This window comes from Actinoplanes sp. NPDC051537 (assembly GCF_055586105.1).
Genome location: NZ_JBVJIU010000002.1, coordinates 204,108 through 224,620 on the forward strand (window position 1 = coordinate 204,108; position 20,513 = coordinate 224,620).

The 20,513-nt window shown below is 74.6% G+C and carries 19 protein-coding genes; 11 read left to right on the top strand and 8 right to left on the bottom strand.

What is annotated here, in order from left to right; all coding sequences use genetic code 11:
* Positions 1-12: 12 nt before the first annotated feature.
* Both ACZ6TB_RS04705 and ACZ6TB_RS04710 read right to left on the bottom strand, forming a co-directional pair.
* On the bottom strand, positions 13-672 hold the full coding sequence (locus ACZ6TB_RS04705) for a response regulator transcription factor (protein ID WP_465550609.1): 660 nt from the start codon (positions 670-672) through the stop codon (positions 13-15).
* Positions 669-2,000: a sensor histidine kinase gene (locus ACZ6TB_RS04710; RefSeq protein ID WP_465550611.1), complete on the bottom strand. Its 1,332-nt coding sequence runs from the start codon at positions 1,998-2,000 to the stop codon at positions 669-671. The genes ACZ6TB_RS04705 and ACZ6TB_RS04710 overlap by 4 nt, the downstream gene beginning before the upstream one ends.
* A gap of 128 nt (positions 2,001-2,128) precedes the next feature.
* Here ACZ6TB_RS04710 and ACZ6TB_RS04715 point away from each other — a divergent pair, with 128 nt between their 5' ends.
* From ACZ6TB_RS04715 to ACZ6TB_RS04735, 5 genes are read left to right on the top strand one after another with little or no spacing between them, the layout of a single operon-like run.
* A complete protein-coding gene (locus ACZ6TB_RS04715; RefSeq protein WP_465550613.1) occupies positions 2,129-2,689 on the top strand; it encodes a hypothetical protein in 561 nt (186 codons plus the stop codon).
* Positions 2,686-3,780, top strand: coding sequence for an efflux RND transporter periplasmic adaptor subunit (locus ACZ6TB_RS04720; RefSeq protein ID WP_465550615.1), 1,095 nt, complete (start codon positions 2,686-2,688; stop codon positions 3,778-3,780). Before ACZ6TB_RS04715 ends, ACZ6TB_RS04720 begins: the two co-directional genes overlap by 4 nt.
* Entirely contained in the window at positions 3,777-4,454 is a 678-nt protein-coding gene (locus tag ACZ6TB_RS04725; protein ID WP_465550617.1) for an ABC transporter ATP-binding protein, read from the top strand. Before ACZ6TB_RS04720 ends, ACZ6TB_RS04725 begins: the two co-directional genes overlap by 4 nt.
* Positions 4,451-5,635, top strand: a complete 1,185-nt coding sequence (locus tag ACZ6TB_RS04730) for an ABC transporter permease (RefSeq protein WP_465550619.1) — start codon at positions 4,451-4,453, stop codon at positions 5,633-5,635. Before ACZ6TB_RS04725 ends, ACZ6TB_RS04730 begins: the two co-directional genes overlap by 4 nt.
* Positions 5,636-5,648: 13 nt before the next feature.
* On the top strand, positions 5,649-6,368 hold the full coding sequence (locus ACZ6TB_RS04735; protein WP_465550621.1) for a TSUP family transporter: 720 nt from the start codon (positions 5,649-5,651) through the stop codon (positions 6,366-6,368).
* A 15-nt stretch (positions 6,369-6,383) separates the two neighbouring features.
* Here the strand turns inward: ACZ6TB_RS04735 and ACZ6TB_RS04740 are convergent, their stop codons facing one another.
* Both ACZ6TB_RS04740 and ACZ6TB_RS04745 read right to left on the bottom strand, forming a co-directional pair.
* The gene (locus tag ACZ6TB_RS04740; RefSeq protein ID WP_465550623.1) at positions 6,384-6,887 is read right to left on the bottom strand and encodes a VOC family protein; all 504 of its coding nucleotides are present in this window, start codon (positions 6,885-6,887) and stop codon (positions 6,384-6,386) included.
* Positions 6,888-6,935: 48 nt separating this feature from the next.
* Positions 6,936-7,898, bottom strand: coding sequence for a LacI family DNA-binding transcriptional regulator (locus ACZ6TB_RS04745; protein ID WP_465550625.1), 963 nt, complete (start codon positions 7,896-7,898; stop codon positions 6,936-6,938).
* A gap of 54 nt (positions 7,899-7,952) precedes the next feature.
* On the opposite strand from ACZ6TB_RS04745, the gene ACZ6TB_RS04750 reads away from it, so the two are divergent.
* Positions 7,953-8,408 (top strand): META domain-containing protein, encoded by a 456-nt coding sequence (locus tag ACZ6TB_RS04750; RefSeq protein ID WP_465550627.1) that lies wholly within the window; start codon positions 7,953-7,955, stop codon positions 8,406-8,408.
* 6 nt (positions 8,409-8,414) lie between these two features.
* On the opposite strand, the gene ACZ6TB_RS04755 is transcribed toward ACZ6TB_RS04750, so the two are convergent.
* Entirely contained in the window at positions 8,415-9,077 is a 663-nt protein-coding gene (locus ACZ6TB_RS04755) for a hypothetical protein (RefSeq protein ID WP_465550629.1), read from the bottom strand.
* Entirely contained in the window at positions 9,074-11,023 is a 1,950-nt protein-coding gene (locus ACZ6TB_RS04760) for a peptidoglycan-binding domain-containing protein (protein ID WP_465550631.1), read from the bottom strand. The genes ACZ6TB_RS04755 and ACZ6TB_RS04760 overlap by 4 nt, the downstream gene beginning before the upstream one ends.
* 342 nt (positions 11,024-11,365) lie before the next feature.
* Here ACZ6TB_RS04760 and ACZ6TB_RS04765 point away from each other — a divergent pair, with 342 nt between their 5' ends.
* Positions 11,366-14,101, top strand: a complete 2,736-nt coding sequence (locus ACZ6TB_RS04765; protein ID WP_465550633.1) for an ATP-binding protein — start codon at positions 11,366-11,368, stop codon at positions 14,099-14,101.
* 9 nt (positions 14,102-14,110) lie between these two features.
* Here ACZ6TB_RS04765 and ACZ6TB_RS04770 read toward each other — a convergent pair whose 3' ends face one another.
* Both ACZ6TB_RS04770 and ACZ6TB_RS04775 read right to left on the bottom strand, forming a co-directional pair.
* The gene (locus ACZ6TB_RS04770) at positions 14,111-14,767 is read right to left on the bottom strand and encodes a response regulator (RefSeq protein ID WP_465550635.1); all 657 of its coding nucleotides are present in this window, start codon (positions 14,765-14,767) and stop codon (positions 14,111-14,113) included.
* Positions 14,764-15,552: a sensor histidine kinase gene (locus ACZ6TB_RS04775; protein ID WP_465550637.1), complete on the bottom strand. Its 789-nt coding sequence runs from the start codon at positions 15,550-15,552 to the stop codon at positions 14,764-14,766. Before ACZ6TB_RS04775 ends, ACZ6TB_RS04770 begins: the two co-directional genes overlap by 4 nt.
* A gap of 113 nt (positions 15,553-15,665) precedes the next feature.
* On the opposite strand from ACZ6TB_RS04775, the gene ACZ6TB_RS04780 reads away from it, so the two are divergent.
* From ACZ6TB_RS04780 to ACZ6TB_RS04795, 4 genes are all read left to right on the top strand, one after another.
* Positions 15,666-16,361 (top strand): ABC transporter ATP-binding protein, encoded by a 696-nt coding sequence (locus ACZ6TB_RS04780; protein WP_465550639.1) that lies wholly within the window; start codon positions 15,666-15,668, stop codon positions 16,359-16,361.
* Positions 16,358-18,631 (top strand): ABC transporter permease, encoded by a 2,274-nt coding sequence (locus tag ACZ6TB_RS04785; RefSeq protein ID WP_465550641.1) that lies wholly within the window; start codon positions 16,358-16,360, stop codon positions 18,629-18,631. The genes ACZ6TB_RS04780 and ACZ6TB_RS04785 overlap by 4 nt, the downstream gene beginning before the upstream one ends.
* Positions 18,632-18,695: 64 nt before the next feature.
* On the top strand, positions 18,696-19,184 hold the full coding sequence (locus ACZ6TB_RS04790; protein WP_465550643.1) for an SRPBCC family protein: 489 nt from the start codon (positions 18,696-18,698) through the stop codon (positions 19,182-19,184).
* A 64-nt stretch (positions 19,185-19,248) separates the two neighbouring features.
* The gene (locus tag ACZ6TB_RS04795) at positions 19,249-20,478 is read left to right on the top strand and encodes a carbohydrate-binding protein (protein WP_465550645.1); all 1,230 of its coding nucleotides are present in this window, start codon (positions 19,249-19,251) and stop codon (positions 20,476-20,478) included.
* The last annotated feature ends 35 nt before the right edge of the window (positions 20,479-20,513 follow it).

The window sequence follows — 20,513 nt, forward strand, 5'->3', positions numbered from 1 at the left end:
TGCCGGAAGCCGTCACCCGACCGTGCCGGCCAGGCCGCACTCGTAGCCGAGGATCACGGCCTGGACCCGGTCGCGCAGGTCGAGCTTGGCGAAGATGCGGCCCAGGTGGGTCTTCACCGTGCTCTCGGAGAGGGAGAGGGCGACGGCGATCTCGGGGTTGGACAGGCCGCGGGTGATCAGGGTCAGCACCTCGCGCTCGCGGCCGGTCAGGGCGGACAGGCGCTCGTCGGCCGACGGCGGGGCGGGGGCCCGGCCCAGGTAGTGGGCGAACAGGCGGCGGGTCACGCTCGGCGCCGCCACCGCCTCGCCGGCCACCACCACCCGGACGGCCGAGATCAGGTCGGCGGCGAGGGCGTCCTTGAGCAGGAAGCCGCTGGCGCCGGCGCGCAGGCCGGCCAGCACGTACTCGTCGAGGTCGAACGTGGTCAGGATGATGACCTTGGCCGGGTGCGGGCCGGAGCGGATGCGGCGGGTGGTCTCGATGCCGTCGAGGCCGGGCATGCGGACATCCATCAGCACCACGTCGGGGCGGGTACGGGCGACCACGGCGAGGGCCTGGGAGCCGTCCGCCGCCTCGCCCACCACCTCGATGTCGCCGGTCTCGTCGAGCACGAGCCGGAACCCGGTGCGGACCAGCGTCTGATCGTCGACCAGCACGACCCGCACGGTCACGGCCGCGCCGCCAGCAGGGCCGACACCGGCAGGACGGCGGCCAGGCGGTATCCGGCGGCCCGGTCGCCGCGGCCGGTCTCGAGCGAGCCGCCGAGCATGGCGACCCGTTCCGCGATGCCGCGCAGGCCGCTCCCACGCCCGTCGGCGCCGTCGGCGAGACCAGCGCCGTCGTCGACGACCTCGACCCGTACGGAATCGGGTCGGAAATCGAGCAGAACCCGCGCGCCCGCGCCCTCACCCCCGTGTTTGAGGGTGTTGGTCAACGCCTCCTGGACGATGCGGTAGGCCGAGAGATCGACCGCGGCCGGCACCACCTCGGGCACACCCTCGATGGTCAGCTCGATCGGCATCCCGGCCGAGCGCAGCTTGTCGACCAGCGCGGGCACGTCACCGATGCCCGGCAGCGGGGTGAGCCGGGCCGGATCGGTGCGCCCGGCGGTCAGCAGCCGGCGCATCTCGGCCAGCGACGACCGGCCGACCTCGATCACGTGCTGCAGGGCGTCGGCGGTGCGGTCGGGGTGCCGCTCCAGCGCCGCGGCCGCACCCTGGGCCTGCACCACCATCACCGACATGCCGTGCGCCACCACGTCGTGCAGCTCCCGGGTGATGCGCGCCCGCTCGGCGGCGACCGCGAGGGCCGCCCGCTGCCGCTCCTCGCGGGCCAGGTCGGCGGTGCGCTGCTCGACGGCGGCCAGGTGCGCGCGGCGGCTGCGCATGCTGTCGCCGACCGCGAACGCCGCCACCGACAGCAGCCACAGCTCCAGGACCGCCTGGCTGGTGTCGACCAACACGTCGCTCAGCACGTTGACCGTGAACACCTTCTTCGGCGCGGTCTCGCCCTTGGTGTCGGACACCGTCTGCTCGACCTGCCCCCGCTGCCCCTGTTTCGCGAGCAACGCCGCCTTCTGCTGGTCCTGCAGGCCGATCCGGCCGGCCAGCATCGCGATCCAGCTCAGGACCATGACCAGCCCGAGCACGGCGATCGCGAGCCGGCGCCGCCGCGCGGTCGCCGCCACGGTGTAGAGCACCAGCGGCAGCGCCAGGTCGAGCAGCTGGAACTTGGTCTGGAGCGCCAGGTGGCCGAGCACGCCGGCCGAGACCAGCACCAGCGCGGCAACCGGACTGTGCTGCCGGACCAGCAGGCCGGCCAGGACCAGCCCGGCGAACAGCCACCAGCCGGAGTCGCCGGGGGCGATCGGATCGGCGCCCTTCAGCGCCGACGCCGACGCCAGCAGGGCCGTCACGATCCCCGGCGCCAGAGTGAGGAACAGCAGGGTGATGGCCAGCGCGGCGTCCGTCAGCAGTCGGCGCGGCTCGAACCGGGACATGGCCCCATCGTAGGAAGCTCGGGCCCGAGAAGCGTCAGACCCAGGTACTACATCGGAAGTGCCATCGCCGTCCGAAATCCCGACCGTGGGCTGACGAGCGCGGCCGCCGCGACCGCGACCGTGTTGGCATGACCAAGAAATCGTCCACCGTGCTCCTCGTCGCGCTCGTCGTGCTCGGCCTGGCCGGGTGCAGCGGCGGCGGCGATCCGCAAGCGACGCCGTCGGCCTCGGCCGCCGGCCGGCAGCAACTCCTCGCGCTCGGCCAGCAATGGGTGAAGTGCCTGCGCGACCACGGCCTGACCCGGATGCCGGACGCCCAGCTCAGCCAGGACGGCTACCTCCAGTTCGTCGCCACCCGCGACTACAACTGGAAGGACGACCTCACCAAACACCGGTCGATCATCGACGCCTGTCAGTCGATCGAGGACTCGTACCCGCCCAACGCGTTCCGGCCCAAGGAGCAGCTCACCGCCGACGACATTCGCAAGCTCGGCGAGTACGCGAAGTGCGCCCGGGCCCACGGCGCCCCCGACTTCCCGGACCCGAACCAGGCCGGCGAGTTCGACGTCAGCGGCACCTCGCTCGCCCACGGCATCCCCGGCCGGGTGCGCGACCAGGTGGACCAGGCCTGCAAGTCGATCTGGAGCGGAGACATCAAGATCACCGGTGGCAGCGGGGTGAAGAAGTGAGCCGGCGGCGCGGCGCGGTCACTGTGCTCGCGATCGCGGTGACCGCGCCGCTCGCCGCCGGTGTCGCCTACGCCGCCCGCTCCGAGCCGCATGCGGCCGCGACGCCGACGGCCGAGATCTCGACCGGGACCGCGGCCGTCACCCGCGGCACGCTCACCGAGACCGCCCAGCTCAGCGGCACCCTCCAGTACACCGGCTCGTACACCGTGGACTATCAGGGCGAGCCCGGCACGCTCACGGCGGCGCCGGCTCTCGGCGCCACGGTCGGCCGCGGCGGCGTCCTCTTCCGCGTCGCCGACACCCCGGTCCGCCTGCTGCTGGGCGGCATCCCGGCCTACCGCGACTTCTCGTCCGGGATGACCGACGGCCCCGACGTGCGCCAGCTCGAGGGGAACCTCGTCGCGATGGGCTTCGACCCGCATCACGCGATGACCGTGGACCGGCACTTCAGCGCCGCCACCGCCGCCGCGATCCGCCGCTGGGAGGCGTCCTGGGGACGCCGCTCCTACCAGCGCACCGGCCGGCTGACCACGGCCCAGGTCGTCTTCCTCCCGGCGCCGCTGCGGGTCACCGCCCAGCCGGCCCGGGTCGGCGCCACGGTGGCGCCCGGCTCGACCGTGCTCACCGGCACCTCGGCCGACCGTGCGATCGTCTGCCAGGTCGACACCGCGCAGGCCGGCACCCTGCACGCCGGCGACCGGGTCGAGGTCGAGCTGCCGGACGCCGACCCGATCCAGGGCCGGATCACCACGATCGGCCGGGTGGCGACGACGGCGCCGGCCGACGGTCCGGACCAGGGCCCCGACCCGAACGCGGCGACGGTCCCGGTCACCATCGCCGTTCGCCTGCCCCGGGGCTTCACCCTCGACCAGGCCCCGGCGACGGTCGACGTCACCGTCGGCACCCGCCCGAACGTGCTGCTGGCCCCGATCGCCGCGCTGCTCGCCCGGCCCGGCGGCGGCTACCAGGTGCGGCTGGCCGGCGGCGGCTTCGTGCCGGTCGAGCCCGGCCGCTTCGACGAGAGCACCGGCCAGGTCGAGATCGTCAGCGGCCTCACCGAGGGCCAGTCGGTGGAGGTGCCGGCCGCATGAGCGCCGTCCTGGAACTGATCGACGTGCGCAAGGTCTACCCCGGCACCCCGCCGGTCGAGTCCCTGCGCGGCATCAACGTCACCGTGGACGAGGGCGAGCTGGTCGCCGTGGTCGGCCCGTCCGGCTCGGGCAAGACCACGCTGCTCAACCTCGCCGCCGGCCTGGACCGGCCGTCGGCCGGCTCGGTCCGCATCGCCGGCCATGCCGTGGAGAAGCTGCGCGACCGGCAGCTGTCCGGCGTCCGCGCGCACAAGCTGGGGGTGGTCTTCCAGCAGTTCATGCTGCTCGACCGGCTCAGCGCGGCCGAGAACGTGGCGACCGGCCTGCTCTACCGGGGCGTGCCGGGCGCCGACCGCCGCCGGGCCGCCCACGAGGCCCTGGAACGTGTCGGTCTCACCCACCGGGCCGGGTTCCCGGCCGCGCACCTGTCCGGCGGCGAGCGGCAGCGGGTGGCGATCGCCCGGGCCCTGGTCGGCCGGCCCGCGGTCGTGCTGGCCGACGAGCCCACCGGCAACCTCGACTCGGTCTCCGGGCAGGGCGTGGTGTCGCTCCTGCACGAGCTCAACGCGGACGGCGTCACGATCGTCGTGATCACCCACGACGAGCGGATCGCCGCCGCCATGCGCCGCCGGGTCGAGATCCGCGACGGCCTGGTCGTCGGGGAGGCGCGATGAGGTCCCGGCTGCGCGTCGCCGATCTGCTGCCGGTCAGCACGGTCGGGCTGCGGTCCCGGCCGGGCCGGGCGGCGCTGTCCGTGCTCGGGGTGGCGATCGGGATCGCGGCCATGGTCGCGGTGCTCGGCGTGACCCGGTCCAGCCAGGCCGACGTGCTGGCCCGGATCGACCGGGTCGGCACCAACCTGCTGACCGTGGCCAACGGCAAGACGCTGCGGGGCGGCGAGGCCGAGTTGCCGGCGACCGCGGGGCCGGCGGTCGCGCGTACCCAGGGAGTGCTCTCGGCCGCCGCCACCGCCACCCTGCCCCTCCAGGTCTTCCGCAGCGACCGGATCCCGCCCGGGCGCACCGGCGGGCTCTCCGTCCGGGTCACCGACCCGGACCTGCTCGGCACGCTCGACGCCACGCTGGTGCACGGCCGGTTCCTGGACGCGGCGCTGATCCGCTACCCGGCGGTGGTGCTCGGCCACTACGCCGCCTCGGTGCTGGGCATCGGGGACGTCACCGGCCGGCCGCGCGTCTACCTCGGCGACCGCTGGTACACGGTGGTCGGCGTGATGGCGCCGGTGGACCTGGCGCCCGAGCTGGACACCGCGGCCTTCATCGGGGCGCCGGTGGCGGCCGCGGACTTCGGCTATCAGGGGCATCCCACCCGCATTTTCGTACGCGCGGAGACCGACCGCACGACCGAGGTGGCCGCCATGCTGGCCCGCGCGGCCGCCCCCGAGCATCCGGAGGAGGTCGCCGTGAGCCGGCCGTCCGAGGCGCTCACCGCCCGGCTCGCCGTCACCGGCGGCACCACCGTGCTGCTGCTCGGCCTCGGCGCCGTGGCCCTGCTCGTCGGCGGCATCGGCATCGCCAACGTGCTGGTCATCTCCGTGCTCGAGCGGCGCGGCGAGATCGGCCTGCGCCGGGCGCTCGGCGCCACCCGCGGCCATGTCGGCGCCCAGTTCCTGGTCGAGTCCCTGCTGCTCGGCGCCGGCGGCGGGGTGGCCGGGGTGGTCCTGGGCACGCTGGTCACCTACGCGATGGCGACGGCGCGCGGATGGCAGACCCTGGTTCCCGCGTACGCCGTGGGCGCCGGCCTGGTCGCGGCGGCCCTGATCGGCGGGTGCGCCGGCCTGTACCCGGCCCTGCGCGCCGCCCGCCTCTCCCCCACGGAGGCGCTGCGCACGCTGTGACAGGCTCGGGCGTGTGACCTTGTGGCTGGACCTCGCCGTCGTGGTCGCGGTCGCGGTGGCGGCCGCGACCCAGGCGCTCAGCGGGATCGGGTTCGCGCTGGTGGCCGGGCCGCTGCTGATCCTGGTACTGGGGCAGGCCGATGGCGTACGGCTGGCGGTCGTCCTGTCCCTGCTGCTCAATGCCGCGCTTCTGGCCGCCACGTTCCGGCACGCCCGGTGGCGCGACGCGGCCCGGCTGTTCGTGCCCGCGGCGCTGCTCGTCGGGCCGGCCGCCCTGGTGACCGCCCGGTTGCGGGGCGAGTGGGTGTCGGCCATCGCCGGCGTCGCCGTCCTGATCGGCGTGGGGCTGATCGTCTCGGGCCGCCGGGCGCACTGGATCGACCGGCCCGCCGGCGCGATCGCGGCCGGTGCCGCCAGCGGCGTGCTCAACGTCCTCGCCGGGGTCAGCGGGCCGCCGGTGGCGCTGTTCGTCGCCCACCGGGCCTGGCCGCCCCGGGTCGGCACCGCCACCCTCCAGGCCTACTCGCTGCCGCTGAACATCGTCACCCTGGCCGTGCTCGGGCCGCCCGACGTGCGGCCGGCGCCGTTCGCCGGGGCGGTGCTCGCGCTGCTCGCCGGGGCGGGCGCGGCCTGGCCGTTCGCCCGCCGGATCGGCCCCGGCACGGTCCGGAACCTGGCGCTGGCGATGGCCGCGGTGGGCGCCGTCTCGCTCATCGCCCGCGCCCTCGTCTGAGGCCCGACGCCGGCCTCAGTTCGCGCGAAGCCGGCTGACCGTGCTGTGGTCCCGGCCGCTCAGCTCCAGGTCGAGCGTGTCCTGGGCGACGCGCATCGCCTCGGCGTAGCGCGGCTCGCCCAGCCGCCGCATGCCCTCCTCGACCGGCACGTCCTCGACGACGGCGCTGATCCACCAGATGTTGCCGAACGGGTCGCGCACACGGCCGCCGCGCTGCCCGAACGCGTGGGTGGCGGCCTCGGTCACCACGCGGGCCCCGGCCTCGACGGCGCGGGCCATCGCGGCGTCGGCGTCGGGGACGAAGACCCGCAGCAGCGAGGGCATGGCCGGCCAGTCCGCCCGCCGGTCGAAGGCGAGCAGCACGGTGTCGCCGACCCGGATCTCGGCGTGCCCGATGCTGCCGTCCTCGAGCGGGACCAGGGTCGGTTCCACCCCCTCGAACACGCTCGTGATGAAGTCCAGCAGCTTGGCCGTGTCGGGCGTGACGATCCAGGGCGCGACGGTCGTGTAGTTGTTCATGTGTCGACCGTAGAAAGCAATGCGGTCAGTTTCTGACCTCATCGGACTTCAGCTGGATCCGCGCACCGCGAGCGTGGTGGGTAGCCGGCCGGGCGACGGCAACGCCGGGTCGAGCAGGTGACGGACCGCCGACGCGGCCTCCTCCTCGACCGGCATGTAGACCGACGACAGGTCCGCCGCCTCGGCCAGGACACTGCCGTCGAAGCCGACCACCGCGACGTCGTGCGGAACCCGCCGCCCCGCGTCGCGCAAGGCATCGAGCACGCCCATCGCGGTGACGTCGCAGGAGGCGAACACCGCGTCGAGCCGCGGCTCCCGCTCCAGCAGCTCCTTGGTCGCCGTGTAGGCCGTGGCCCGGGTGAAGTCGCCGTCGACGAACTCCACCGTCCGGGCCGCGGCGGCCATCAGCCGCAGGAATCCGGCCTTGCGCTCCCGCGCACAGGGCGTCGGCGGCCCGAAGACCGCGGCGACCCGCTGCCGGCCCGTGGTGACCAGGTGCAGGGCGGCCTGGTGCCCGCCGCCGTCGTTGTCGGGAGCGACGAACGGCACCCCCGGCGCCGACCGGCCCAGGGAGATCGTGCGGGCACGACCGGCGTAGGCGGCGCCGGCCTCACCCGGCATGTTGATCAGGAGCCGCCCGAACGGCGGGTCGGCGTCGTTCGCCGGCGGCGCCGCGACCAGGCGCAGCTCCAGCGAGACGTCCCGGCCGGCCAGCCCTCGCATGGCGCCGGCCAGCACCCGGCCGTAGAACGGCTTGGCGCTCAGCGCGTCCGGATCCGGGTCGATGATCAGGATCTCGATGCTCTCGCGCCGCCGCGCGCCGGCCCGGCCGGTGGCCAGGGCGCGCGCCACCGGGTGCGGCTCGAAGCCGAGCTCGGCCGCCACGTCGCGCACGCGCCGGCGCATCGCTTCCGAGGTGCCGTACGCGCCGTTGATCGCGCGGGACGCGGTCGCCCGGGACACGCCGGCCACGCGCGCGACGTCGGCGAGCGTGGGACGCTGGTCGTTCATGGTCGTGAACCATAACCGAGGGAACCGCCACGGACGTCCCGCCGTCTACGTGACATGCGCCTTCGAACGCCACCGGTCCTGTTGATCGGCTTCCTGGTCGCGGCCGCCCTCGGGGCATGCTCCACCGCGGAGGGGCCGGCCGCGAGGTTCACCGGTTACAAGTGGGCCGTGGGGTCGATCGGCCACGACGGGACGACCACCCCGGTCCCGGCGAAGTACGCGGTCTCGCTGCAGTTCACCCCGGACGGGCATTTCGGCGCCAACGAGCCGGTGAACTTCCACAGCGGAAGCTACCGGGTCGTCTCCGGCGGCTTCGTCGCCAGTGGCCTGGCCGTCACGGCGGCCGGATACGTCGGCGACGACCCCATCGTCCTGCTGTCGGTGGCCGCGATCTCGGCGATCGGCGACGGGGTAGAGGTGCCGGCCGGCGTCAGCGGCGACACGTTGACGGTCACGGCCGGCGCCTACACGCTCGTGGCCGCGCGGGACGGCAAGCAGGGCAACTTCTGAGACCCGCTAAACGCTCGGCGCGGGAGTGTGCTTGGCGCGGACCGGAACCCGCGTCGATCCGCTGACGATGACGAAGTCGGCGGTGAGATGAACGGTGACATCCGGGCCGGCTTCGACATCGAAGGGGAGGTCGTACGCCCATCCCGGCCCCGCCTCGACCTGGCTCGGCCCGTCGACCTCGTTGGACCAGTCGCCGGCCGGCTCGTAGTAGCCCCGCCAGGCGGTGGCGCGCACCGCGATCCGGCTCAGGTCGAGGCTCAGCGGGTCGGTGCCGCGGTGGACCAGCCGGCCGGCCGGGTCGACCGCGATCGCGGCCCGCGGGAAGTCGGTCAGGCGGTCGAGCAGGCGGCGGGCGGCGGCGGCCAGGGCCGGCCAGTCGCCGGGACCGTCGGCGACGGCGGCGATCGGGACGGCGCCGGTCGCCGGCAGCTCGAGCACCTGCTGGCCCGAGCCGGGCGGGGGCGGTGCCGGGGCGGGCGCCGCGGTCACCGCGCCGGCCAGCGCCGCGACCTCGGCCACCTCGGCGGCGGGCAGCCGGCCGGCGAACCAGCCCACACCGCCCTCGCTGACACTGCGCCAGCCGGTGATCGCGCCGTCGCCGGCGACCTCGACGCTTTCGGCGACGGCCGGCGTCTGGCTGCCGTCCGTGACCACGAGCCGCAGGATCATCGACGCTTCGCCTCCCAGGTGCCGCCCAGTGCCCGGCCGAGGATAGCCATGAACTCGGCGATGTGGCGCGGCTGCGCGCCGTGGTCGTGCGGATCCTTCTCGCGGCCGGGGTCACCCATGATCGACCCGCTCGAGTAGCCGAACCGCTGGATGGTCTCGTAGCGGTCGTTGTCGTCGGGCAGCGCCGCGTTGAGGTCGAACATCAGGTCGCCGGTCAGCGCGACCGCGGGCTGCAACGGGATCGGCGGCGGCCCCGGCTGGGCGGGCACGATCGGGACGACCACCACCGGCAGCGCCGCGTAGGCGGCGACGACCTGCTGGGCGTACGCGCCCTCCTTGACCCCGGCCCCCACGCTGGCGGCCCGCGCGTTGACCGAATTGCGCGCGATCATGGCGGCCTGGAGGTTCGCGGCGATCGTCGCCGGTGGCACGCCGGGCCCGGTCGCGTCGCCGACCGGCGGCTCGTGGCCGGTGGCCCGGACGAAGTCGCCGGGATGCAGCTGATACTCGTCCTGCAGGCCGATCAGGTGGCCGAACTCGTGCGGGACCGTGGTCGCGGCGTTGGGGTCGCCCGCGTACCAGAGCCCGGCGTTGGCCCGGCCCGTGCCCGCCTGCACCTGCACCGTCTTGGCGTCGCCGCCGGCGCCCCGGGTCATCCGGAAGTCGACCGGCATCGTCTTGTTCGACGCGGTCTCGACGCCCATGTACTGGTTCCACACCGCCTCGACGGCCCCGAACCAGGCCGCGGGCGGCGGCCGCCCGACGAAGTTGACCTTGGCGGTGACCACCATCTTCGTCTTCTGGATCTCCCACGAGTACCGGGCCGCGTTGTTGCCGGTCATCCCGTACGTCGCCCCGCCCACCACCTCGGTCCAGTTCCGCTCCTCGGCGCCGACGGTCGTCCCGGGCGCGATCGCGTCCAGCGCGTCCCAGGCCGCCTTGTCGGCGGTGCCGGGCGCGGGCAGCGGCGGCACCCGCCCGTTCTTGAAGGTCTGCAGCGCGGCCTGGGTCAGCGGCCCGAACGCGCCGTCCACCTTGAGCGCGGGGGCGGCGCCGGCCTTGTTCAGCTTCTGCTGGAGCTCCTGCACCGCCGGGCCCTGGGCGAGGCCGCCGACGCCGACGACCGGGTGCAGCGAGGTGCCGGCGACCTGCGTGCCCATCGAGTCGGCCGTCCCGCTCGGGGTGTTCTGCTCGACCGGGGTGGCGCTCGCGCCCTCGCGCGCGACGAAGCCACCCTTGACCTTGGCGTCGAGGTCGGCCCACATCGCGGCGTCGACCGTCGCGCGCGGGAACCGCCGGAGCGCGCCGATCTCGTAGCCGACGACGGCGAGCAGCATGGCCCCGTCGAACACCGCGTTGACGGCCAGCCGCGGGTTGCTGCCCAGGGCGTTGAGCTTCTGCTGGGCGAAGCCGACGTCGGCGCCGGCCGAGCCCATCGTCAGCACCGTGCGGGCCGGCGGCGGCAGGGCGGCGAACGCCGCGTCGAGCCGGGTCGTGGTGACCGGGTCGAGGGCGCCGGTCGCCGGGGCTGTCCCCACGCTGGTCTGGAAGGTGCGCACCGCGGCCTCGGTCAGCGGGCCGAACCGGCCGTCCTCGGTCAGCGGCAGCGCCGAGGCCTGCACCCGGCTGAGCTTGACCTGCGCGTCCCGGACCGCCTCGCCGTGCGCGCCGGCCGCGATGGCCGCCGCCGGTGGCGCACCGATGCCGCCCGGCGCCGCGGGCTGGCCGGCGAAGCGTGCGACCTGGGCGTTGCCGGCGAGCTGCGTCAGATCGGCCATGGCCGGCCCCGCGGGCGCGCCCTGCAGCAGCCGGGCGAGGGCGGCGTTGCCCCCGGCCGCCAGCATCACCGGGCCGCCGGACTCCGGGTCGGCCGTCCGGGTCGCGGAAACCGGCGCCTCCGGGCGGACCTGCTGATCCGCGATCGGCGCTTCCGAGGCGTCTGCCATACCTCAGGGTCGGCCACCGGGCCGCCCCGGCGGAAGGGCGTTCGGGCGGCCTTTGGGGAAGTAGGTATGCCTAGGCGGCGACCTACCCGGCGCGCCGCTCAAGATAGGTAAACGCTCCCGATGTGGCGGCGCCCCCGTCGGCCGAAGATTGATACATCACCGGTTGACAAGGAGAAACGCCATGTTGATGCACCCCGACCTGATGCTCACCCTCGCGAACCAGCGGCACCGCGAGCTGATCGCCGAGTCCGAGCGGGCTCACGTTCTCAAGAGCGCCCGCTGGGCCCGCCGAGCCCGCAAAGCCCCGGCCGTCCGCGGACGTCCCACCGGTACCCTGAGCCCGTGCGAACCATCCGCGGCGGTGCCAGCCCGGTGATGATCGGGCGAGAGAGCGAGCTGCGCCGGTTGGCGCGGCTCGCTTCCGCGCGTGAGCCGGCCGTCGCCCTCATCGCCGGCGAGCCCGGCATCGGCAAGACCCGGCTCGTGCACGAGCTGCTGGCCACCCTGCCGGCCGAGACGGTCGTGCTGGTCGGCCAGGCCGAGCCCGGGTCGCTCGCCCGCCCGTACGAGGTGCTCCTCGACGCCATCGACGGCCGGCCCGAGGTCGACGAGGAGCAGCTGGCCGCCCTGGCCGACCCGCAGCGGAGCCCGGTCGAGCGGCTGCACACCGGCCTCGCCGTGGTGACCGACCTGATCGGCGACTCCCCCGCCGTCATCGTCTTCGAGGACCTGCACTGGGCCGACTCGGAGAGCGCCGCGCTGTTCGAGCGGATCGCCGACCAGCGCGGCCCCCGGCTGCTCATCGGCACCTACCGGCCGGACGAGGTGACCCGCCGCCAGCCGGTGGCCGGCCTGCTCGCGCGCCTGGAACGGCGGCACGCCGTCACCCACGTACGGCTGGATCGCCTCACCCCCGCGCAGACCGCGGCCATGCTCGCCGCCGCCACCGGCGCCCCCGCCCCGCTGCGGGCCGTCACCGCGTTGCACCAGCGCACCGGCGGCAACCCGTTCTTCCTCGAGGAGCTGCTGCGGGCGCTGCCCGGCAACGACGTCGAGGCGCTGGTCGAGCAGCCGCTGCCGTGGAGCCTCGCCGACGTGCTGCGCCGCCAGGTGGAAGACCTCGACCCGGTCAGCCACCGGATCGTCGAGGCGGCCACCGTGCTCGGCCACCGCATCCCGTTCGACCTGCTCGCCGACGTGACCGGCGCGGGCGAGGACGAGCTGATCGCCGTGCTGCGCGACCTGGTCTCCCGGGGCGTGCTGGTCGAGTCGGGCGAGGACGAGTTCGCGTTCCGGCACGCCCTGGTCCGCGAGGCGATCGCCGACCAGATGCTGGCCCGGCAGCGCCGCCGGCTGCACGAGGCGGCGCTCGACGCGCTGCTGTCCCGGGAGGCCGACCCGGCGATGGTGGCGCACCACGCCCGCGGCGCCGGCCGGTACGACGACATGATCGCCGCGGCCCGCCGCGGCGCCGCGCTCTACCTCTCGATCGGCTCCGCCTACCAGGCCTTCCAGCTGGCCGAGATGGGCCTCGACGAGGTGCCCGACGACACCGACCTGCTGGCCGCCGCGGCCCGCTCGGCGTGGCTGGCCGGCCTGCTCGACGACGCGCTGCGCTACGGCCGCCGCTGGCGCGACCGGGCCACCACCGCGACCGACCGGGCCGAGTCGCTCTACCTGCTGGTCCGCATCGCCTGGGAGTCCCGGGTCACCGACGAGATGCGCGAGCTGACCGAGGCCATCGAGACCCTGATCGCGGAGCTGCCGCGGGGCGCCGACCAGGCGCGGGCGATGACCGCGATCGCCCAGTCGGCCTACCTGCGCGACGACTTCGACGTGGCGCTGCTCTGGTCCGACCGCGCGCTCGCCCTGGCCGACGAGTTCGACCTGCCCGTGGTGCGGCTGACCGCGCTGCTGGAGAAGGGCTCGACGCTGGCCGAGCGCCCGCAGTCCGCGGCCGAGGGGCGGGCCATGCTGACCGGGCTCGTCGACGAGGCCGAGAAGGCGGGCGAGTGGGTGCTGGCCGCCCGCGCGCTCAACCACCTGGTGCACGGCGTGCCGCCGACCTCGCCGATCGAGCACGCCGAGATCCTCGAACGGATGCGGGTGGACGCCGAGCGGGCCGGGTTCGAGTCGCTCGCGGTGGCCACCTACTTCCAGGGCCGGGCCCGGCTGGCGCTGCGGGCCGGCGACCTCGACACGGCGATCGCCGAGCTCGAGGCGGGCCGCGACCAGGACCGCGGCTACCAGCGCCGGGGCCGCTGGGCCGACTATCACGGCGTCTTCCTGGCCGGGCTCTATCTCGAGGCGGGCGAGCTCGACCGGGTCGAGCGGCTCCTCGCCGACCTGGCGGCGCTGCCCAACAACCCGCCGACCACGATTCCCGGCCTGGCCTTCCATCTGGCCTGCCGCCGGCACGACCTCGCGCGGGCCGAGGCGGCCCTCGACGACCTGATGGCCGACCTGTCCGAGCAGGCGTGGCGCAGCGGCGAGCAGGCCCACGACCTGATCTCGGCGGCGCTGGAGCTCGGCCTGCCCGCCCAGCGGCTCGACCGGATGGCCGCCGACCTGCTCGACGCCGACGTGTGGGACCCCTTCCGCACGCTGGTGGACGCCCAGCTGGCCGAGGCGCACGGCCGGCACGCCGAGGCGCTGGCGGGCTATCTGTCCATCACCGAGGCCCACATTCTCGGGCCCGCGACCCGGGGCACGGTACGCGTCGGCGCCGCCCGCTGCCTGCTGGCGGCCGACCGCCGGGCCGAGGCCGCCGCCCAGGTCGAGGCGGCCGGCCGGCTGCTGTCCCGCTGGCGCGGCTGGCGGGTCGCCCAGCTCGACCAGGTGAGCGCCCAGCTCGGCCTGGCCCCGGCCGGCGCCGCCGACGCCGTCACCGGCCCGGCCGCGCTGACTCCCCGCGAGCGCGAGGTGGCCGTGCTGATCAGCGACGGGCTGACCAACGCCGAGCTGGCCCGCCGCCTCTACATCTCGCCGAAGACGGCCGCCATCCACGTCTCCAACATCCTGCGCAAGCTGGGCGTCTCGTCCCGCACCGAGGTCGGCGACCTGATCGGCCGCCGCTGACGGCGGTCGTCACGGGCCCGGCGAGACCAGCCCGGTCTCGTAGGCCATCACCACCGCCTGGGCGCGGTCGCGCAGGTTCAGCTTCATGAAGATGCGGGCCGCGTGCGTCTTCACCGTGGCCTCGCTCAGGGTGAGCTGCCGGGCGATTTCGGCGTTGGAGAGGCCGCGGCCCATCAGGGTCAGCACCTCCACCTCGCGCGGGGTCAGCGCGGCGAGCTCCGGGCGTTCGGCCGGCTCCGCGACCGCGAACCGCTCGACCAGGCGCCGGGTGATGGACGGGGCCAGCAGCGCGTCGCCGGTGCTGACCAGGCGGACGGCGGCGGCGAGGTGCTCGGGGGTGACGTCCTTGAGCAGGAAGCCGCTCGCGCCCAGGCTCAGGGCCGTGTAGACGTACCGGTCGAGGTCGAAGGTCGTCAGCATGATGACCCGGCAGCCGGGCACGTGTTCGAGGGTGAGCCGGGCCGCCTCGAGACCGTCCATGGTGGGCATGCGGATGTCCATGAGGACCACGTCGGGCCGCAGCCGGCGGGCCGCCTCCACCGCCTCGGCGCCGTCCGCGGCCTCGCCGACCACCTCGATGCCGCGCACGGTCAGGATCAGCCGGAAGCCGGCGCGGACCAGGGCCTGGTCGTCGGCGATGAGCACGCGCGGCTCGGCGGGGGTCACGGCGCCTCCAGCGGGATGCGGGCCCGGACCCGGTAGCCGCCGCCGAGGCGCCGGCGGGCGTCGAGGTGACCGCCGTAGACGGCGACGCGCTCGCGCAGGCCGAGCAGGCCCCGGCCGGCGCCGTCACCGGGGCCGGCCGGCGGTGGCGGGGAGTCGCCGGCGAGCACGCTCGGGCCGCCGTTGAGCACCTCGACCCGCAATGAGCGCTCCGCGTACCGGATGGAGACCTCGGCCTGGTCGCGGTTGCCGTGCTTGAGGGCGTTGGTCAGCGCCTCCTGCACGATGCGGTACGCGGTGGTGTCGATGCCGGGCGGCAGCGGGCGCGGCTCGCCCGAGATGCGCACCTCGACCGGCAGGCCGGCGAACGAGATCCGGTCGATCAGCGTGCTCAGCCGGCTCAGCCCGGGCTGCGGATCGAGCTCGTCGCCGCCGGCCGAGGGGGCGAGCAGGCCGAGCAGGTGCCGCAGCTCGGTCATCGTGTCCCGGCCCGCGTTCTCGATCGCCAGCAGCGCCTTGGCGGCCTCGCCGGGCATGGTCGCCAGCACGTCCCGGGCCGCCCCGGCCTGCACCACCATGAGGCTGACGTTGTGGCTGACGATGTCGTGCAGCTCGTGCGCGATGCGCGCGCGCTCGGCGGCCACGGCGGTGCCGGCCGCGCTCTGCCGTTCCCGTTCGAGCAGCCAGCTGCGCTCCCCGATGGCGGCGCGGTGCAGCCGCCGCGAGCGGGCCAGCGCCACGCCGAGCCCGCCGGCGACACCGGCGGCCACCACCAGGCTCAGGACCATCCACACCACGTCAGCCTCGCAGACTCGGGCACGGCGAGCGTCATCCCGGAGGTCCAGCCACATACATCCGCAGGTCGATGTGCGGCGGCCGCGTCCATTACAGACTTTCCGGCATGACCGAAGACCACAATGTCGTACGCCTCGACGACGTGCGCAAGGAATACGGCGACACCACCGCGCTCGACGGCGTACGGCTGGAGATCCGCGCCGGCGAGGCGGTGGCCGTGATGGGACCGTCCGGGTGCGGGAAGTCGACGCTGCTCAACATGGTCGCGGCGCTCGACCGCCCGACCTCCGGAACGGTCGTCGTGCAGGGCGAGGACCTGGGGAAGCTGAACGAGACCCGCCGCGCGCTGTTCCGCCGTCACCGCATCGGCATGGTGTTCCAGTTCTTCAACCTGCTCGACGACCTGCCCGCGCTCGACAACGTCGCGCTCGCCGCCCAGCTGGTCGGCACCCCGGCCAAGCAGGCCCGGGCCCGGGCGCTCGAGCTGCTCGACGAGCTCGGCGTGGCCGACCGCCGCAACCTCTACCCGGCCGCGCTCAGTGGCGGCGAGCGGCAGCGGGTCGCGGTGGCCCGCGCGCTGATGAACCGGCCGGCCCTGCTGCTCGCCGACGAGCCGACCGGCGCGCTCGACAGCCGCTCCGGCGAACAGGTGATGGACCTGCTGCTCGACCTCAACCAGATCGGGCAGACCCTGCTGATCGTCACGCACGACCAGCGCCTCGCCGACCGCTGCGCGACCCGCGTCGTCGAGCTCGCCGACGGCCGGGTGACCCGCGAACGGGCCCTGGAGCGTACGGCGTGAGCGCGGTGTGGCGTACGGCGCGCGCGGCGGTACGGCGACGGCGGCTCCAGACCACCGTGATCGGCGTCGTGATCGGCCTGTCCTCGGTGCTGATCGTGGTGGCGCTCGCGCTGCTGGCCGCCGCCTCCGGCCCGTTCGACCAGGCGTACGCCCAGCAGCGGGGCGCCCACCTCGTCGCCTCCTTCGACCGCGAGCGGGCCACCGGCGCCGCGCTCGCCGCCTCGGCCCACCGGCCCGGTGTGTCGGCCGCCGCCGGCCCGTTCGATCAGGCCGCCACCGAGGTGACGGTGGTGCCCGACCTCCCGCCGCTGCTGTTCACCGTCGTGGGCCGCGACCGGGCCGACACCGCGGTCGACAAGCTCTACGTCTGGAGCGGCCGCTGGCTCGCCGGCCCGGGCGAGATCGTCCTCAACATCGAGCCCGGCGACGACGGGCCCACCCGGCTCGGTCAGACGCTGACGCTCGGCGACGGGCATCCGGTGACGCTCGTCGGCTTCGCCTACACGGTCAGCCACTCGGCCGAGGGCTGGGTCGCTCCCGCGGAGATGGCGGCCCTGCACCCGGCCACCGCACAGATGCTCTACCGGTTCACCGACGCGGCCACCACCGCCGACATCGCCGCGGGCCAGGCCGCCGTGACGGCCGGGATGCCGGCCGGGGCCCTGCTCGGCGCCCAGTCCTACCTGACGCTGCGGGCCCAGGAGGCGGGCAACGCGGGAATCTTCATCCCGTTCCTGATGATCTTCGGCTGTCTCGGGCTGGTCGTGGCCGTGCTCATCGTCGCGAACGTGGTCAGCGGCGCCGTCGTCGCCGGGCTGCGGCACATCGGCGTGCTCAAGGCTCTCGGCTTCACCCCGAACCAGGTGATGACCGTCTACCTGACCATGGTCCTGCTGCCCACGGCGGTCGCCGCGGTCCTCGGCACGATCCTCGGCAACCTGCTGGCCTCGGCCGTGCTGTCGAGCGCCGTCTTCGAGAGCTACGGCACCGGCGGGTTGCGGGTGGCGCCGTGGGTCACCATCACGTCCCTGATCGGCGTGCCGGCCCTGGTCGGGCTGTCCGCCCTGCTGCCCAGCCTCCGCGCCCGGCGGCTGTCGGCGGTCGAGGCGATCAGCGCGGGCAGCGCGCCGCGGCCCGGCCGGGGTCTGCGCGTCCAGCGCCGGCTCGGCGGCTCCCGGCTGCCCCGGGCGGTCAGCCTCGGCGCCGGCCTGCCGTTCGCCCGGCCCGCCCGCAGCGCGCTCACCGCGGCCGCCGTCGTGCTCGGCGTGGCCGGCGTGACCCTCGCGATCGGGCTGTCCCGGTCGGTCACCGCCTACGTGGACGCGGACGCCCGTACCGACGCCGTCCAGGTCGAGGCGCAGGCGCGCGGGTCGGCGGCGGCCGACGACGAGTCGATGCTGCGGGCCCTGCCGGGGGCCGCGCGCGTGGCGGCGACCAAGCAGCTGATCATGCGGCAGATCGGCGGCACGCGGTCGACCAGGGTGCTGTTCTACCGCGGCGCCGACACCGGCTACGAGATGCTGAAGGGACGCTGGCCGACCGGCGCGGGCGAGGCCGCCGTCTCCCGGCGCCTGCTGTACCAGAGCGGGCTCACCCTCGGCGACTCCCTCACGCTCGAGGGGGACGGCAAGCGGCTGACCGTACGCATCGTCGGCCAGGTCCTGATGAGCTCGGACGACCCGGTGCTGTCGAACTGGCCCACGCTCGACCGGATCGCGCCCGGCAGCCGCGCCGACGGGTACGAGGTGCAGCTCGCCCCCGGCGCCGACGTCGCCGCCTATGTGGCCGCCGCCAAGGCCGCCGACCCCGGGCTCCGGGTGCGGCCGGTGAACGGGAAGGACTCGGTCGTCGTCGCCATCTACTCCACGGTCACGCTGCTCACCGTGCTGCTGGGGGCGGTCGCCTCGCTCGGCGTCTTCAACACGGTCGTCCTCAACACCCGGGAACGCCGGCGCGACCTCGGCACGCTCAAGTCGATCGGCATGACGCCCCGCCAGGTGGTCCTCATGATGGTCACCTCGATGTCCGCGCTGGGCCTGGCCGGCGGCCTGCTCGGCATCCCGCTCGGCGTCGCGTTCCAGCGTTACGCCCTGAACGCGATGGCGCAGGCGGCCCGGATCGTCATCCCCGGCCGCATGTTCGACGTCTACACCGTGCGGATCGTGCTGCCGCTCCTGCTGGCCGGCGTCGTGATCGCGGCGGTCGGCGCCCTGCTGCCGTCGCGCGCGGCGGCCCGGCTGACCATCGCCGAGGCCCTCCACACCGAGTGAGCCGCGGTCCCACGCGGAGCCGCGGCCCTCCACACCGAGTGACCGGCGTGGATAGCATCGCGGGATGACCAAACCTCTGGGCCGCCTGCGCGCGGCGGACGGCGCCGGGATCGTGCACATCGAGAGCCGCCTCGACGCCGGCGCCGGCGACGTGTGGGCGGCGCTCACCGATCCCGCGCGCCTGGCCCGGTGGCTGGGCGAGGTCGAGGGCGACCTCCGTCCCGGCGGCGCCTACCGGTCCCGCTTCCTCTCCAGCGGGGCCGAGGCGACCGGGCGGGTGGAGGCGTGCGAGCCGCCGCGCGGCTTCACGGTGGCGACCACGAAGGGGATCGTCAACGTGGTCACCCTGACCGCCGACGGGGACGGGACCGTCCTCGTGGTCGAGCAGCGCGGCCTTCGCCTGGACTGGCTCGCGGCGTTCGCGGCCGGGCTCCAGATCCACGTCGAGGACCTCGCCGCGTACCTCGCCGGGGGCGAGCGCTGCGACGCCGACGCGCGGATGGGCGAGCTCATCCCGGCGTACGAAAGCCTCCCCGTCGACAAAAATAATTAACATTCTTGACAGTTTCTCGCGACATCCATCAGGCTCGATGCCATCCCCTGGTGAAGGAGTTGCGATGAGGCATTTGCACCGCTGGGTGGCGCTCGCGGCCGGCGTGGTCACCCTCGCGGCCGGAGTCATGACATCCCCCGCCGTCTTCGCCGCGCCGTCGTCCGGCGCGACGGTCATGGTCGCCTGTTCGGCCCCGGCCTGGGCGGAGGGCACCAGCTACGCCGCCGGCGCGCTGGTGACCTACAACGGGCGCCTCTACCGGGCCCGGGTCGCGCACACCCCGCCGGTCGGCGCCGGCTGGAACCCGGTCGCCGCCGCCTCGCTCTGGGAGGATCTCGGCGCCTGCGACGGCGGGACCCCGCCCACCACGCCGCCGACCACTCCCCCGACGACCCCGCCCACCCAGCCGCCGCCGACCGGCGGGCTGCCGCATGCCCCGTACGTCGACATGGGCGCCTGGCCGACCCCCAGTCTGCCGGCCATGGTCAGCAGCGGGAACCTCAAGAACGTCACGCTCGCGTTCATCACCGCCTCCGCCTGCAAGGCGATGTGGTTCAACGCGTACGACCCCCGGCAGGCCTGGGCCAAGGACCAGATCGACGCCGTCCGCGCCCGCGGCGGCGACGTGAAGATCTCGTTCGGCGGGGCCACCGGCATCGAGCTCGCGCAGGCCTGCTCGAGCGTCTCCGCGCTGCAGGCCGAGTACCAGGCCGTGGTCAGCGCCTACGGCCTGCGCTACATCGACCTCGACATCGAGGGCAGCGCGACCGCCGACCCGGCCTCGGTGGCCCGCCGCTCGCAGGCCCTGGCCGCCCTTCAGCGGGCCAACCCGGGCCTGCGCGTGTCGTTCACGCTGCCGGTGCTGCCCGAGGGCCTCACCGCCGACGGGCTGAACGTGGTCCGCTCGGCCCGCGACGCCGGCGTCACCGTCGACCTGGTCAACGTGATGGCCATGGACTACTACCGCAGCGGCGACTACGGCACCTTCGCCGTGAACGCGGCGAACTCCACGTTCGGGCAGCTCAAGTCGCTCTACCCGGGCTTCTCCGACGCCCAGGTCTGGAAGATGGTCGGCGTGACGCCGATGCTCGGCCAGAATGACGATGGTCACATCTACGACCAAACGGACGCGCGCCAGCTGGTGTCGTTCGCCCAGGGAAAGCACCTCGGCATGCTCAGTTTCTGGGAGCTCGGACGCGACAAGAATGCCTGCACAGGGGCCCTTTACATGTGCACGAACATCGCCCAGCAACCGTACGAGTTCAGCAAGATCTTTGCCGCCTACAACGGTTGATCTCGGCGGCTAACGTGGCCGGGTGCCCTTCCTGA